Below are 14,233 nucleotides of genomic sequence, written 5' to 3' on the forward strand. Positions count from 1 at the left end.
GACGAGGCCCGCGGTCTGCATCGCGCGCAGTGCCTCGTCGTCGATGCCCACGGCCCGCGGGTAGTCGATGAGCTCGTGCTCCCGCTCGACGACCAGGACGTCGACGCCCTGCTGCCCGAGCAGGTTGGCCAGGGTCAGGCCGACGGGGCCCGCACCGACGACGAGGACGTCGCAAGCGGTGGTCATGAGGTGCTCCTGGTGGATGATGCCGAGTCCAGCGCGGCGAGGGTGTCGCCGAACGCGCGGTTCAGCAGGACGAGATCGATGCCGAGGCCCACGTAGTCGACGAGGCCGTCCGCGAACAGACCGGCCGCGTACTCCGGCCGGCCGGAGTAGATGCCGAGGGTGACGCCGTGCGCGGTCGTCACCTCGCGCAGGTGCAGGATCGCCTCGCGCACCGGGCCGTCCTCCCAGTCGCCGCGTCCGGGCAGGCCGTGGGAGACGGCCAGGTCGGCCGGCCCGATGTAGACCGAGTCCAGGCCCGGGGTCGAGACGATCTCCTCGGCACGGTCGACGCCGGCCTTCGTCTCGATCTGGACGATGGCGGACACCGCGCGGTTGCCGGCCTCGGTGTACGAGTCACCCGGGTACAGCGCCGGCCTGGACGGACCCAGGCTGCGGTTCCCGGCCGGCGGGTACTTGGTGGCCGCGACCAGAGCCTCGGTCTGGGACCGGGACTCGATGGTGGGCGCGATGATGCCGCGGGCCCCACTGTCGAGCAGCCGCAGGACGGGGGCGGGGTCCAGTGAGCCCACGCGCGCGTACGCGTACGGGTTGTCCCGCGGGATCGAGCGCAGGATCCCGCATGCCGCATCGAGCCCCAGTTCGCCGTGCTGGAGGTCCAGGACTACCCCGTCGTAGCCGGCTGCCGCCGCCCACTCGGGCATCGCGAAGGACGGGACCGACTGGTGGTACAGGACGGGGTTGGCGCCGCCGGGCGCTGTCTGCCTCACTGCGCCGGCCCTTCCCGCCCGTCCAGGCGCGCGGCGTGTGCCGCGGCCGCCCTGCCGCCGAAGACCGGCACGATCTCGCGGCGGGCGAACCGCCATTGCCCGTCGGCCTTCCGGTACCGCTCGCGGAACTCGCCGACCGAAGCGGGCTGCGTCTGCGGGTCGTTGGTGTCACGGAACGTCAGATACTGCACCGTTCCCTCGACCTCCTCGCCGTCCCGTACGAGGCGGATCCCGCCGATGAAGTGCCGGCTGACGATGTCGGTCTGCTTGGCGCGCTGGGCGCCCCAGGCCTTGATGGCCTCGCGGTCCATGTCACCCAGGGGGCCGACGGACACACCGTCCTCGGTGTACAGCTCCCAGGTGGTGTCCGCCTGGTCGTGGTCAAGGCGGTACAGCATCTCGGCGATGAACTGCTCGATCTCGACGCGGGTGACGGCGTCGACGGGTCGGTAGTCGTTCATGTTCAGCCTTTCGAGTCCGCGGTCGCGACGACGCGGCCGAGTCCGGTGATGGTGGCGACGCACTCGACGTCGGCGGGCCACGGCTCGATGTAGCCGATGGACCCGGACAGCAGCACCTCGCCGGTGCGCAGCGGCTCGCCGGTGCGGATCGCGGTCTCGGCCAGCCAGATCACCGCGTTGACCGGGTCCTGAAGCACGTTGCTGCCGACGCCCCGGGTGATCTCGGTGCCGCCACCCGTGATGACCATCTCGACCTTGGTCAGGTCGACCGCGCCGTACGGGTGCTGCTCCTCGCCGAGGACGACGCCGCTGCAGCCGGCGTTGTCGGCGATCGTGTCGACGATCTGCCCGACCGACCCGCCGTAGCGGAAGTCGACGACCTCGAAGGCGGGGGTCACGTAGTCGATCGCGCTTTCCACGGCCTCGCGGGTGGCCTCGAGGATGTCGCTCTTCAGCACGAACGCGACCTCGGCCTCGATCAGCAGGCGGTTGTACCCGGACAGCGGGAGGCGCGTTCCCGAGGCGTGCACCATGTCGTCGTGGACAATGCCGTAGTCGGGCTCGGAGATACCCACCCGCTCCTGTACGAGAGGGTTGGTCAGGCCGACCTTGCGGCCCACCCGCTTCACACCCAGCTCGAGTTCGCGCAGGGCGGCGAACTCGGCGGAGATCGCGTAGGCCGCTTCGAGATCGCGCTCGGGGAGCCGGGGGCTCACGTACGGCACGGTGTGTACGTCGCGCTTCGCCTCGAACAGTTCGCGCGCGATCTGGGTGATGGTCTCCCGGGTGACGTTCACTCCGGTCCTTTCGTCAGCCATGGTTCTTCAGGAAGGCGATGGCCGCGGCGTTGAACTCCGCGGCGCCCTCCCACTGCGGCCAGTGCGCGGCGCCGCGGATCAGCAGGTACTTGCCGTCCGGGATCAGCCCGCACAGGCGCTCGCCCTCGGCCTCGTCGCCGGTCGGCTCGTTGTCCGTCCACACCATCAGGGCCGGGACCGGGACCGCCGCGAAGTCGTCGTCCGTCACCCGGTTCTGCCATCGCCGCTCCGGCTCCCGCAGGGCGGACACGTACGCCATGCTGAACCCGTCGCGGGCGTAGATCGCCTGGCGGACCCGGACGAGCTCGTCGGTGATCTTCTCCGGATCGTGGATCACGACCTGCAGGCGCTTCTTCACGTTGTCGAAGGTCGGCTCGCTCACCGCCTGGGTGCTCACCGACTGTGTCCTGTCCAGCTGCGGTTCGCCGATCACCCGCCCGCCCGGTGCGGAAAGGATCACCGTGTGCAGCCGGGAGGGGTGCTTCGGTGCGAACTTCAGCGCGAGCCAGCCGCCGAGCGACTCACCGGCGAGGTGGACGCGCTGAAGTGCCAGCGCGTCCAGCAGCGCGAGCAGGTGATCCTCGTAGTCGCGGATTTCCAGGGGATGGTCGGACAGTGCGGTGTACCCGTGGCCCGGATAGTCGTAGCCGATCACCCGGAAGCCCGCCTCGACGAACGCGCGGATGTTCTGCGTCCACGCCTCGATGTGGCCACTGGTGCCGTTGGCGAGGACCACCGTCTGCGCCTCGGGGCCCGCTCCGGCGAAGTCGAGGACGCGGGTGCGGTAACCGTCCGCGTCCACGTACCGCAGCGTGTGCTCCAGGTCCGCGACCTGCTCCCACAAGGTCGCGAAGTGCGTCTCTCCTGCCTGGCTCATGCGGTCACCGCCGCCTGGATCGCGAAGCCGGCGCCCCACTTCTCGACCGCCCAGTAGTGGTCGACGGCGAGGCGGTACGGGCCGGCGCTGGACAGTGCCGCGTAGGCGGCGATTTAGCTGCGCATCTCGTGCGCGGCGGATCCGCCCTCGGCCATGAACCAGCCGTTCTCCCAGCCGTCGACCGGGCTCAGGTCGCCGGAGCGGAGCACATCGAGTACGAGCGTGTCCCACTCCTCGTTCAGCGGGTCGCTCGGCGCCTTGCTGTCGGCGATCGCCTGGATCCCCTTGACGATCATCTGTTCACGGCTGTGCCGCTCCTCGGGCGACGGCGCGTACGCGACCAGGCGCTCGTGCACGGTGCCCGGGGCACCGTCCCAGCGCGGGATCGGAGGGCTGTGGGAGATGCCGCCCGAGGCGAGGAACAGCACCCTCTTGTCCATCGCCCGGGCCGCACGGCCGAACGCCTCGCCCAACAGGCGCACCCGCTGCATCGGCGAGAGCGGCAGGCCGATCGCGTTCACGAACACCGGCACGATCGGCTGTGTGAAGCCCTTCCCGAACACGAAGTCCAGCGGCTGGACCACGCCGTGGTCGACCTTCATCCGCTCGCTGCGGCCGATGTCGATGCCCTCGTCCAGCACGGCTGCGTGGAAGGCCCGGGCGGCGTCGGCGTCGACGGGGAGCGGCCCGGCGGTGGTGCCGTAGTCACCGATGCCTTCGGCGACGGCGCCGATCACCCACGGGGCGATCAGCGAGTAGAGCTGGCCGTTGAAGTGGTCGGGCCCGAACACCACGACCAGGTCGGGGTCGTAGTCGGCGACGAACGCCCTGACCTCGTCGATGGCGGCATTGATCTCGGCGAACGTCTCCCCGCCCGGGTCGACGTTGCCGAAGGACGGCGCGTGGGAGAGCGCTGCGACGGCCAGTGACATGGCGTGGTTCCCCTTTCTCACAGGGTGGGTCTCGAAAACGGCGGGTGGGTGCCTACGCGGACGCGTCGGCGAGCGCGGGCCGGGGGCCCGGGGCGCCGGAGCGACGCTGGACCAGGTGCAGGGCGAGGATGCAGAAGCCGCCGACGAGCATGGGCAGCGCGAAGAGAGTGAAGGCCGTTCCCATCCCCATCCCCGCGTCGAAGACCGCGCCGCCCGCGATCGGCGCCGCGATACCGCCGAACCGGCCGATGCCGATGACCACACCGAATCCGGTCGAGCGGGCCAGCGTCGGGTACAGCCCCGGGACGATCGTGTAGAAGGCGGCGGTGCCCGAGCAGACGAAGAACGAGGCGACGAACAGGGTCCACCAGGCAGTCGGCATGTCCGGGCCGACGATGCCGAACAGCGCCAGGAAGACGGTGGCCAGGATGAGGAAGACCGGGGCGAGGAGGCGCACGCTGAACTTGTTGCCGAGGAATCCGAAGAGCACGTTGCCGAGGATGCCGCCGATACTGAAGGCGGAGACGAGCTGCGGAGCGAGCGCCGGATCGTGATTGGCGGACGCGACGGAGCTCGGCGCCCAGTTCGTCATGAAGTAGAAACTGAGCATGTACGCGACGTACCCGACGGTCATCAGCAGCGTGTAGAGGCCGGCCCGGCCGGCGAACACGGTGCGCAGCAAGCCCTTCACCTTGACGCTCGTCGAGTCGGACTCCGGGAGGGCTTCGAGCGCGGGGCGGTGCATCCTCGTCAGGAGGACGTTGAGCCGCTGCAGTGAGTCCGAGCGACGGCCCTCGGAGAGCCAGGCGAGGGATTCGGGGAGCAGGGCCCACGTGACGACCGCGGCGAGGGCGCTCAGGGCGAAGCCGACCCACCAGCCGAACTGCCAGCCGCGTTCGCCGAGCATCGGGCCCACGATCGTGGAGCCCAGCAGCCCGCCGATGTTGATCGCGGCGGCGTAGACGGCCATCACCAGGGCATACACGCGCTTGCCCGTGTATTCGGCGAGGATGACGCCGACCACGGCCACCAGGGAACCGACGCCGACACCGGTGATGATGCGGCTCACGACGAGGGGCCAGGTCCCGGTCTCCGGCGTCGCGAACGGGCCGATGAACATGCCGATGGCGATCGTCGTGGTGGAGATGACGCCCATCCTGCGCCTGCCGATGCGGTCGGCGAGCGGCGCGACGAAGATCGAGCCGACGAGCATGCCGATCAGGGCTCCGGACATGACGAGTCCGAGCTGGGCCTTCGACACCCCGAAGCCCTGCTCGATGTACGGGGCGGAGAACGAGGTCAGGGAGACGTCATAGCCATCAAGCACGACGAGGGCGATCGCGATGACGACGGCGCGGATCTGCAGTCCGCTCATCTTCCCCTGAACGACTTGGTCGGTGACCTTCATGGGCGGCTCTCTCGGGTCAGGTATCGCGCGGACCGGCGTCATCGCCGCCCGCGAGTCGGGAGACCGCGTCCTGGTCGCGGTCACCTCCAGAACCTAGAATCTAGAATCTAGGTTCTAGGTTGAGGGTTACAGTGACCTGCGAGCGCGATCGGCGTCAGGGGTCGAAGCAAGAATCGACAGAACGCAGTCCGGAGCAACGAGGGGGATGGATGGCCGCCAAACGAAAGGCCCAGCAGGCTTCCGAGGGGTCCAAGCAGGCGATTCTCGAGGCGGTGCTCGCAAGGGCGGCCGAGGTCGGCTACGAGGGCACCACCATGGCCGACGTCGCACGTGCGTCCGGTCTGCCGATCGGATCGGTCTACTGGCACTTCCAGAACAAGGAACAACTCTTCGTCGCACTGCTCGACTACTGCTTCGAGGTCTGGAAGCAGACCAACGCGTCCGTCGACGGCATGCGCGACTTCGTGCGACGCAGTATCAGCGAGTCGGCGGCAGCCTCCGCGAGCGTGGCCGACCCGGCCGCCGCGTTCTGGAGCATCGGTCTCGTCTTCGCATTCGAGCGACGCCTGGAGGACAACCTCGCACGGCAGCGGTACCTCGCCATCCGTGAGGAGATGTTCGAGTTCGTCACCTCCCGGCGACGAGCCTCGTACCCCGGGGTACCCGAGGATGTCGCGGCAGCGCTGGCGCACGACATGGCGGTCATGGGACGGGCGCTCACCGACGGCTTTCGCGTGGCCGCGGCCGCCGGCGACGACACCGACTTCGCCCGGTACGCCGAGTTGGCCGCCGACGCGCTCGAGTCCCTGGTCGCCACCCGTCTGAAGGAGTACCTCCGTGCCTGAGACCCTCTCGGCCGCATCCGGGAAGGTCGCGATCGTTGTCGGCGGCGGATCCGGGATCGGCGCCGCGTGCGTGCGGGAGTTCGCCGCGAACGGTTACCGGGTGGTCGCGATGTCGCCGTCGGGCCGGGCCACAGCCCTGGCCGAGTCACTCGGTGGCGTCGGCCTGGACGGCTCGAACACCAGCATCGAGGACCTCCGGGCGTGCGTCGACCTCGCGGTGTCGCGGTACGGCAGGGTCGACGCAGTCGTCAACAGCAGCGGTCACGCGACGCGCGGCCCGGTGCTCGAGATCACCGACGAGCAATGGTACGAGGGCGTCGACCTCTACCTGCTGAACGTCGTGCGCATGGCCCGCCTCGTGACGCCGCGCCTGGTGGCCTCCGGCGGCGGCGCGATCGTGAACATCTCCACCGCGGGCGCCCTCGAGCCCGGCCCGATGTTCCCCGTGTCGGTGACGATGCGAGCGGCGCCGGCCTCCTTCACCAAGCTGTACGCCAACGAGTACGGCCCGCAGGGCATCCGGATGAACAACGTACTCACCGGGCTGACCAAGGACGACCCCAGCACGGTCCCGGCCGAGTGGACGAGTGGCATCCCGCTGCGCCGAGCGCAGAGTACCGCGGAGGCGGCCCGGATCGTACGTTTCCTGGCCGGCGAGGATTCGGCCTATATGACAGGACAGAACATCCGTGTCGACGGTGGGGAGACCAAGTCGGTCTGAGGTGCCCCGGCCGACTCCGGCCACCGCACCCGCGTGCTGTCCGGGCCGGGCAGTGGGCTTCGACGGGGCGGTGCGCGCCGAGTTCCGCGCCCGTTCCAGGGCTCCCATGCGGGCAGGAACAGAACACAACGGTCAGCGGCCCGGCAGGGTTCGGAGTGGTCCGCACCGGGAGGGGCGGCTCCATGGCTCCCTCGCGCCTTCACGCCCGCACCTGATGTTCACTCCGTCGACGACATGGGCGTGTCTGCTCGGTTCAGACGCAGGTGGTGCGGCCGTGCCTGCCAACCGCCTCTGCGTCCCGGGCGCGGCACCGTACTGCGACGTGGGAACGGTCGCGGACTTCCCGCCTCGTCCGCGGTGACTCGTTCGTACGCAGGTGTCCGTTGGGCCGCCGCAATCCCGTCCAGGCCGGTTCGAAAGTTTCGAACGTAGCGCGCCTGCTTGCGGTGCGTCCCTGGCTTATCCTCGTTCTGTTTTCACGGAGGCACGCGTGAAAGGGGGCCTGAACAGCGAGAATGCCCTCGTTGCTACCTCTTCTGGCGAGGGGAGTGTTTCCGAAAGACTGTCGAAACTATTGACAGGGGCATGGCGTCCTGCGGAAAACTGTGGCCCATCGGACGACAGGAGCCGTCGGTCGGCTCGCGCCGTGTGGCCGGGATGGCGGTCGGTCGTAGCGGTGGGACGGCCGGGCGGTCCCGCCGTCGTTCGTGCAAGGTCGCGGGCAGCAGAAGCCGTCCGCCCCCCACCAGCCTTCATCGGGAGAACCCATGCAGCAGGACGGAACGCAGCAGGACCAGATCAAGCAGAACCCCGCTCCCTTCGGCGGCCTGAGCCGACGAGGCTTCCTCGGCGGCGTCGGCACGGTCGCGCTCGCCACGGCGTCCGGGCTGCTGCTGCCCGGCACCGCCAGCGCCGCCACCACCATCACCACCAGCCAGACCGGCACCGACGGCATGTACTACTCGTTCTGGACCGACGGCGGCGGCTCCGTCTCCATGACGCTCAACGGCGGCGGTAGCTACAGCACCCAGTGGACCAACTGCAACAACTTCGTCGCCGGTAAGGGATGGAACGCCGGCGGGCGCAGGACGGTCCGCTACAACGGCTACTTCAACCCGTCGGGTAACGGCTACGGCTGCCTCTACGGCTGGACGTCGAACCCGCTGGTGGAGTACTACATCGTCGACAACTGGGGCAGCTTCCGGCCCACCGGCGAGTACAGGGGCACCGTCTCCAGTGACGGCGGCACATACGACATCTACAAGACGACGCGGTACAACGCCCCCTCCGTCGAGGGCACCCGTACCTTCGACCAGTACTGGAGTGTCCGGCAGTCGAAGGTGACCAGTGGCTCCGGCACCATCACCACCGGCAATCACTTCGACGCCTGGGCGCGCGCGGGCATGAACATGGGCCAGTTCAAGTACTACATGATCATGGCCACCGAGGGCTACCAGAGCAGCGGGAGCTCGAACATCACGGTCAGCGGCTGACATCTGTCCGGCGATCAACCGGTTGCGGGCCCCGTCCTCGTGGCGGGTCCCGCAACCGCGGCGATCTCCCAGCCCACCGGCACGGGACCGACGCCTGGTTTCCTTGCTCAGCCGCTGAAGGCGGGGTAGTCGGTACAGCCCTCTGCGTGGCCGGCGTAACGGGTCTCCCGGTCGGCCTGGGCCAGTGGGTGGCCCTGCGCGAAGCGCCCGACCAGGTCAGGGTTGGCGAGGAAGGGGGCGCCGAAGGAGACCGCGTCCCCGACGCCGTGGCCGAGGATCTCGTTGCCGAGGGCCTGAGTGAAGCCGAGGTCGGCGACGATGTTGCCCCGGTGGTGGGCGCGGTGGCGGGAGAAGAGGGCGATGCGTTCCTCGATGGTGCCGGGGGCGCCCATGAGATGCAGATAGGCCAGGTTGCTGCCGTTGAGCTTCTTGAGCAGCTGGTCGTAGCCGGCGAGTGTCTCCTCGTCCGCGGTGAACGCGGTTCCACTGGTCCGGCCCGGCGACATTTTCACGGCGACGCGATCACTGCTCCTGACTTCGCCGAGGAATGAAGGACGTGCCCGTCGCCGGCCGGCGGGGTGAAACCGCCCGGCCTCGTCCGCTGACCGCCACGGCGAGGCCGTGCGCGCAGTGAGGTAGGACGGGCCAGCGCTGGGCGGATCCACAACCGGCGCCGGTGCGTGCGGGGAGTCACCGCAAACGGCAGGCGGGTGGTCGCGATGCCGCCGCGGGTGGGGGGCAGAGCGCTGACCGAACCACACGTCGGCTGGTCGGTCGACCCCATGGCTCACTCGCGCTTCCACGTCCGCAGTTGGCACCGTCCGCAGGGCGCGGCCAAGGGTCTCGCCCGTTCGTACGGCGTGCACAAGATGTGTGACCCTGCGCGCGATGACTCCCCTCAGTCGGTCGTGAACAGGCATCGGCGCACCAGCTCGAGGGCGCGCTCCGTGACGTTGTCGAGTGGGGCGCCCTGATCGACGGCGGAAAGCGCTGTGTGCAGCATGCCGGCGATCAGGTCGGCTGTGAGCGCGGGATCGGGCACACCGATCTCCCTGACGGCGGCGCGAAACGGTGCGACCTGCTCCCGATGGAGTTCCATCATGCGTTCCTTGCAGGCGGCATGAAGATCGGCGTTCATGAGAGCGGCTGCGGGACGGTGTGCGCCTTCAGCGCCCAAGCGGAGGCTCTCTCTGAAGAACGCCTCCACGCGTTCCACGGCGTCGGCCGCGTCCGCCATGGCGTCGGCGAGTGCCTCGTTCGACCGGCGGAAGGCTTCTTCGACGATGGTCGCGAGCAAGGCCACGGACGAGTCGAAGTACTGGTAGACGCTGGAGCGGGCCAAGCCCACGCGGGCGCCGACCGCCGCAGGGGATACGGCAGCGGCGCCCTCGTTCACCAGGATGTCGATCGCTGCTCGGATCAGCGCCTCGCGCTGGCGGACACGGTGCTCTGCGACAGTCGAGGCGTTGATCTTCGGCATGCTGGGCGGACTCCGGGGTGGCGGACGGTTCGGGTGGCGAGCCGGCCCGCGGTCCCTGTCAGGAAAGGCGACCGTCGACCATTTCGTACACCCGGTCGGCAGCGTCCATTATCGCCGTGTCGTGGGTGACCATGACCGTAGCCGTCCCACGCTCGTGGGTCTGTTCGGAAATCAGCCGCACAGCCTCGGCCGACCGTGCGCGATCGAGTGCCGAGGTGGGCTCGTCGACCAGCAGGACGGCAGGTGAGGTCATGAGGGCACGGGCCAGGCCGGCACGCTGACGTTCGCCTCCGGACAGCTGGTGCGGCCGCGAGCCGGCGCGGTGCGAGAGGCCGACCGCCTCGATCAGTTCGGCAGCTCGTGCACGGGCCGTCGCGTCCAGGCGTCCGTCGATGTGCAACGGGAGCAGGAGCTGTTCCTTCACGGTGAGTGAGCTCAGCAGGTTCGACTGTTGGAAGACGAAGCCGATGTGACGACGGCGGGCCGCGGTGCGCTGTTTGTCGGACAGGGTGGTCAGCTCGGTGCCGGCAATGTCGACGGTGCCGGAGGTGGGCCGCTGCAGGCCACCGGCCACCGCGAGGAGACTGGACTTGCCGGAGCCCGAGGGGCCGACGACGGCGACGAACTCACCGGGGGCGACCTGCAGGGAGACCCGGTCGAGAGCGGTGACGGCGGTGTCGCCGTCTCCCAGGGTGAGGGTGACTTCGAGCAGCTGCAGCTCGGCTCCGGCTGCGATGTCCGAAGCGGTACGGGGGCCGGTGGCGGGGACGGTCATCGGGTGGCTCCCAGGGCAGTCAGGGGGTCGACGGCGGTGATGCGGCGGACGGCGACGACGGCACCTACGGCTCCGAGGCCGATCAGGAGCCCGGAGGAGATGGCGATGGCCGGGGCAGAGAGGGAGAAGGGCGCCTTGCCGATCATCGCGCTTCCCAGGGCCAGTCCAACTGCGGTGCCGACGGCCGTCGCCCCGACGAGGACCGCGACGACCTGGGCGAGCGCGTCACGCAGGATGTAGCCGGTGGATGCGCCGAGCGCCTTCAGAAGGGCGATCTCGGCCTTGCGCTGCACGGTCCACACGGTGAAGAACGCGCCGATGACAAGTGCGGAGATCGCGTAGAGGAAGCCCTTGATCAGCGCCATCGTGCTCGACTCGGCCGCGTAGCCGGGGGACGCGCCGAAGGCTTCTTCCTTGGTGGCGGCGTGGGTGCCGGTGGCCTTTTCCACATCGGCCACGTCGGCACCCGGCTTCAGAGTCAGGGCCACAGCGGTCGCCTGCCCGCTCGCGGTCTCGGGCAGCTCCCCGGGCAAGCCGTAGTGAAGGTGTCGCCACGTTTCGAGGGTGGAATAGGCGACACCGATGTGACCGTAGGAGATGGTCTCGTCCACCAGACCCACCACCTTCAGCTGCACCGCGCTCTTGTCAGCGGTGAGGACATCCCCGATCTCCACTCCCGTGTCGGCGATCTCCCGGGTGATGAGAACACCGTCACTGCCCTCCTTCAAGCGCTCACCCTTGGTCGGGTCGGGCGCCAGGGAGGAGTCCGGTGCCATACCGAAGACCGCGAGGTTGATCTGTTCGCCCTTCTCGGCTCCCACGGTCACCTGGGCGTTGGCCAGGGTGTTCCCGAAGGGCTCCGCCTGCTCCACCCCGGGGGCCCTGCCCCAGGCCTGCCAGTCAGCCTGTCCGACCGTCGAGCGCGAGAACTGCTCACTGGTCGCCTTCTCGTCAAAGGCGAAGTGGCTCACGGGAAGGGCGCGCAGACCGGATATACCGGCGTCTGCCAGGCCGGAGGCCAGTCCGGACAGAAGCACGCCGAGTACGGCGATGAGTGCGACGACCGCGCCCATCAGTGCGAAACGACCGCGCGCGAAGCGCAGGTCGCGTAGGGCGAGGAACACAGGAGTCTCCACGTGTTGCTGGATGGTGAGGCAGCGAGCATCCGGCGGCGCGCAGAGGGCGCTTTACCGCAACTTGACGACGCTCTTGTCGGCATCATAGAGGATGTAATCGACGCGCGTGTCGGCAAGTGGTGTGCCGGTCCGCGTCGCTCTCCCGGCCGCCCGATCCGCCACAGGAATCAGCCAGACGTCAGCGCTTCGGCGAACGCGGCCAAGGCGTCCCGGGGGTCGGCTTCCTGACGCACGACGATGTGAGGGCCGGGCACGCATGTGCCCGGCCCTCACATCGTCGTGCTCGGATCGGGCAGGACCGGGGCAGATCGTGCCACCTGCAGCCGCAACTCCACGACTGTCGGGTGGCCCCCGGGACCCGGGTTGCGTTGCAACCGGACGTCGCCGGTAATTCTCCCGGCAGGGCCCTCGGCCTCCGCCCTTGACTCATCGCCGTAGGCGGTGCGGCTGATCAGCCGGGCGCGGCCCGCGTCGGGTCCGGCGTCCTGTCGGTATCCACCGCCGCCGCCTCGACGGGCCCCGGATTCACTGCGCGAGCATGCCGGTCCCCGGGTCGCCGCCATCACGGCGGCGACCCGGGGACCGGTGACGGGTCTTCCCGAGGGGCGGGAGGAGCCGCACCTCAGGCCGTCATCGGTTCGGCCTTCCCCTCACGGTGGTGCCTGTCAGGTGAGGGTCCAGCGCTGGTTGCTGCCGTTGGAGCAGGAGTAGAGCTGGATGCGGGTTCCGTTGGCGGTGCCGGCCCCGACGGCGTCGAGGCAGAGGCCGGACTGGACGCCGACGATGGATCCGTCGGAGTTGACGCGCCACTTCTGGTTGTCTCCGCCCCAGCAGCTGTAGATCTGGACCTTGCTTCCGTTGCTCGTGCCGGCGGCGTCGAGGCACTTGTCGCCGTAGACCCGGAGCTCGCCCGAGTCGCTGGCCGTCCACTGCTGGTTGGAGCTGCTGCCGCAGTCCCACAGCTGGAGCTGGGTGCCGTCGGTGGTGCCGGCGTTGGGCACGTCCAGGCAACGGTTCGAACCGACGCCCTTGATCTGTCCGGATCCCGTCGGGGGCTCGGTGGTGTCGCCACCGTTGAGTGCGTTGAGGACGGCTGAGTAGGCGGCCTTCTTGCTGCCGTCGTTGTTGAACAGCAGCGGCGTGTCCTGCGATCGCCAGGAGTCGCTGTCGCGCACACCCCAGACGGTGACGCCGAGGCAGCGCGAGACGGCCAGGCAGTCGTTCGTCACGTTGGCGTAGGTCGTGGGCGAGGCGCCCTGGATGTCCAGCTCGGTGATGGCCACGTCGACACCGAGGGCGGCGAAGTTCTGCAGGGTGGTGCGGAAGTTGCTGTTGTAGGGGCTGCCGCTGTTGAAGTGCGACTGGAAGCCGACGCAGTCGATCGGCACGCCGCGCTGTTTGAAGTCCCGGACCATGGAGTACATGGCCTGGGTCTTGGCCCAGGTCCAGTCCTCGACGTTGTAGTCGTTGTAGCAGAGCTTGGCGGACGGGTCGGCGGCGCGCGCGGTGCGGAAGGCGAGCTCGATCCAGTCGTTTCCGCTGCGCTGCAGGTTGGAGTCGCGTCGGGCTCCTGAACTTCCGTCGGCGAAGGCCTCGTTCACGACGTCCCACTGGTCGATCTTGCCCTTGTAGTGGGCCATCACGCCGTTGATGTGGCCGGTCATCGCCTGGCGCAGATCGTTGCCGCCGAGGCTCTGCATCCAGGCGGGCTGCTGGGAGTGCCAGGCCAGGGTGTGGCCTCGCACCTTCTTGCCGTTCTGCACCGCCCAGTTGTAGACGCGGTCGGCGGAACTGAAGTTGAACTGCCCCCGCTGTGGTTCGGTGGCGTCGATCTTCATCTCGTTCTCGGCCGTCACCATGTTGAACTCACGGTTCGCGATCGACGTGTACGCCGAGTCGCCCAGCTTGCCCGAGGCGATGGCGGTGCCGAAGTAGCGGCCGCTCTGCGCCGCCGCGGCGCCGAGCGTGCTCTCGGCGGCGTGTGCGGGCGGCGGAACCAGTGTGGCGACGGCGCCGAGGACGCCGACGACCAGCGCCGGCAGCAGGCCGCGGATCCTCCGGCCGGTGACGGGTCCGGGAAGGGCGTACGAGCCCATGACTGTGCCTCCAAGGTGGAAATCACGAAAGGACTGGAGCGGTGCGCGGATCTGCCGTGCAGCACGGACTGCTGAGGCCGACGTGTTCGGCATCTCGGACCACGGTCAGTTCCTCAGACAGGGATGATTGAGGTAGCAGTGACGGGTCGTCAATACACCTTGCCGAGTCAGTTTCGATTAACGGTCCGAAACTTTCTGGAGACCGGTGGGCGAGGATGGGCTCAAAGTCGCCGTCGGC

At 69.0% G+C, this 14,233-nt stretch carries 15 protein-coding genes; 3 read left to right on the top strand and 12 right to left on the bottom strand.

The genetic code is table 11. From position 1 onward, the window contains the following. From JKV81_RS07545 to JKV81_RS07575, 7 genes are all read right to left on the bottom strand, one after another. Nucleotides 1-186, bottom strand: a 186-nt coding sequence (locus JKV81_RS07545) for an FAD-dependent monooxygenase (RefSeq protein WP_202075230.1), incomplete at its 3' end; no start/stop codon positions are given. Continuing rightward, the gene (locus tag JKV81_RS07550) at nt 183-953 is read right to left on the bottom strand and encodes an HpcH/HpaI aldolase family protein (protein ID WP_202075231.1); all 771 of its coding nucleotides are present in this window, start codon (nt 951-953) and stop codon (nt 183-185) included. The genes JKV81_RS07550 and JKV81_RS07545, both read right to left, overlap by 4 nt. Continuing rightward, nucleotides 950-1,414: a nuclear transport factor 2 family protein gene (locus JKV81_RS07555; protein ID WP_202075232.1), complete on the bottom strand. Its 465-nt coding sequence runs from the start codon at nt 1,412-1,414 to the stop codon at nt 950-952. Before JKV81_RS07555 ends, JKV81_RS07550 begins: the two co-directional genes overlap by 4 nt. A gap of 2 nt (nt 1,415-1,416) precedes the next feature. Next, entirely contained in the window at nt 1,417-2,232 is an 816-nt protein-coding gene (locus JKV81_RS07560; RefSeq protein WP_236055668.1) for a 2-keto-4-pentenoate hydratase, read from the bottom strand. Beyond that, entirely contained in the window at nt 2,225-3,109 is an 885-nt protein-coding gene (locus tag JKV81_RS07565) for an alpha/beta fold hydrolase (RefSeq protein ID WP_202075233.1), read from the bottom strand. The genes JKV81_RS07560 and JKV81_RS07565 overlap by 8 nt, the downstream gene beginning before the upstream one ends. A 113-nt stretch (nt 3,110-3,222) precedes the next feature. Next, complete coding sequence (locus JKV81_RS07570; RefSeq protein ID WP_236055670.1) at nt 3,223-4,041, bottom strand: 3-carboxyethylcatechol 2,3-dioxygenase; 819 nt, start codon at nt 4,039-4,041, stop codon at nt 3,223-3,225. Nucleotides 4,042-4,093: 52 nt separating this feature from the next. After that, on the bottom strand, nt 4,094-5,416 hold the full coding sequence (locus JKV81_RS07575; protein ID WP_236055672.1) for an MFS transporter: 1,323 nt from the start codon (nt 5,414-5,416) through the stop codon (nt 4,094-4,096). 242 nt (nt 5,417-5,658) lie between these two features. Here JKV81_RS07575 and JKV81_RS07580 point away from each other — a divergent pair, with 242 nt between their 5' ends. The 3 genes from JKV81_RS07580 to xynA all read left to right on the top strand — a co-directional run bounded on the left by JKV81_RS07580 (nt 5,659) and on the right by xynA (nt 8,508). After that, entirely contained in the window at nt 5,659-6,294 is a 636-nt protein-coding gene (locus tag JKV81_RS07580) for a TetR family transcriptional regulator (protein ID WP_129265976.1), read from the top strand. Continuing rightward, nucleotides 6,287-7,015 (top strand): SDR family oxidoreductase, encoded by a 729-nt coding sequence (locus JKV81_RS07585; RefSeq protein ID WP_129265977.1) that lies wholly within the window; start codon nt 6,287-6,289, stop codon nt 7,013-7,015. The genes JKV81_RS07580 and JKV81_RS07585 overlap by 8 nt, the downstream gene beginning before the upstream one ends. Nucleotides 7,016-7,782: 767 nt before the next feature. Further along, nucleotides 7,783-8,508 carry an endo-1,4-beta-xylanase XynA gene (gene xynA / locus JKV81_RS07590; protein WP_124275156.1) on the top strand — a complete coding sequence of 242 codons (726 nt, stop codon included), beginning with the start codon at nt 7,783-7,785 and terminating at the stop codon, nt 8,506-8,508. A gap of 107 nt (nt 8,509-8,615) precedes the next feature. Here xynA and JKV81_RS07595 read toward each other — a convergent pair whose 3' ends face one another. From JKV81_RS07595 to JKV81_RS07615, 5 genes are all read right to left on the bottom strand, one after another. After that, the gene (locus tag JKV81_RS07595; protein ID WP_202075235.1) at nt 8,616-9,020 is read right to left on the bottom strand and encodes a beta/alpha barrel domain-containing protein; all 405 of its coding nucleotides are present in this window, start codon (nt 9,018-9,020) and stop codon (nt 8,616-8,618) included. A gap of 386 nt (nt 9,021-9,406) precedes the next feature. Next, nucleotides 9,407-9,988 carry a TetR/AcrR family transcriptional regulator gene (locus JKV81_RS07600; protein ID WP_202075236.1) on the bottom strand — a complete coding sequence of 194 codons (582 nt, stop codon included), beginning with the start codon at nt 9,986-9,988 and terminating at the stop codon, nt 9,407-9,409. 58 nt (nt 9,989-10,046) lie between these two features. Then, nucleotides 10,047-10,763, bottom strand: coding sequence for an ABC transporter ATP-binding protein (locus JKV81_RS07605; protein WP_202075237.1), 717 nt, complete (start codon nt 10,761-10,763; stop codon nt 10,047-10,049). Further along, a complete protein-coding gene (locus JKV81_RS07610; RefSeq protein ID WP_129267152.1) occupies nt 10,760-11,887 on the bottom strand; it encodes an ABC transporter permease in 1,128 nt (375 codons plus the stop codon). Before JKV81_RS07610 ends, JKV81_RS07605 begins: the two co-directional genes overlap by 4 nt. A 677-nt stretch (nt 11,888-12,564) precedes the next feature. Continuing rightward, nucleotides 12,565-13,995, bottom strand: coding sequence for an endo-1,4-beta-xylanase (locus tag JKV81_RS07615; RefSeq protein ID WP_129265980.1), 1,431 nt, complete (start codon nt 13,993-13,995; stop codon nt 12,565-12,567). Nucleotides 13,996-14,233 lie beyond the last annotated feature (238 nt).

Origin of the sequence: Streptomyces silvae (assembly GCF_016745505.1) — a bacterium.
Lineage (GTDB): Bacteria > Actinomycetota > Actinomycetes > Streptomycetales > Streptomycetaceae > Streptomyces > Streptomyces silvae.

What these genes read in the sequence shown, in the direction of transcription:
- xynA (WP_124275156.1), top strand. Translation starts at nt 7,783, where the DNA reads ATGCAGCAGGACGGAACGCAGCAGGACCAGATCAAGCAGAACCCCGCT.
- JKV81_RS07575 (WP_236055672.1), bottom strand. Translation starts at nt 5,416, where the DNA reads ATGAGCGGACTGCAGATCCGCGCCGTCGTCATCGCGATCGCCCTCGTC.
- JKV81_RS07615 (WP_129265980.1), bottom strand. Translation starts at nt 13,995, where the DNA reads ATGGGCTCGTACGCCCTTCCCGGACCCGTCACCGGCCGGAGGATCCGC.
- JKV81_RS07560 (WP_236055668.1), bottom strand. Translation starts at nt 2,232, where the DNA reads ATGGCTGACGAAAGGACCGGAGTGAACGTCACCCGGGAGACCATCACC.
- JKV81_RS07570 (WP_236055670.1), bottom strand. Translation starts at nt 4,041, where the DNA reads ATGTCACTGGCCGTCGCAGCGCTCTCCCACGCGCCGTCCTTCGGCAAC.
- JKV81_RS07580 (WP_129265976.1), top strand. Translation starts at nt 5,659, where the DNA reads ATGGCCGCCAAACGAAAGGCCCAGCAGGCTTCCGAGGGGTCCAAGCAG.
- JKV81_RS07605 (WP_202075237.1), bottom strand. Translation starts at nt 10,763, where the DNA reads ATGACCGTCCCCGCCACCGGCCCCCGTACCGCTTCGGACATCGCAGCC.
- JKV81_RS07565 (WP_202075233.1), bottom strand. Translation starts at nt 3,109, where the DNA reads ATGAGCCAGGCAGGAGAGACGCACTTCGCGACCTTGTGGGAGCAGGTC.
- JKV81_RS07555 (WP_202075232.1), bottom strand. Translation starts at nt 1,414, where the DNA reads ATGAACGACTACCGACCCGTCGACGCCGTCACCCGCGTCGAGATCGAG.
- JKV81_RS07600 (WP_202075236.1), bottom strand. Translation starts at nt 9,988, where the DNA reads ATGCCGAAGATCAACGCCTCGACTGTCGCAGAGCACCGTGTCCGCCAG.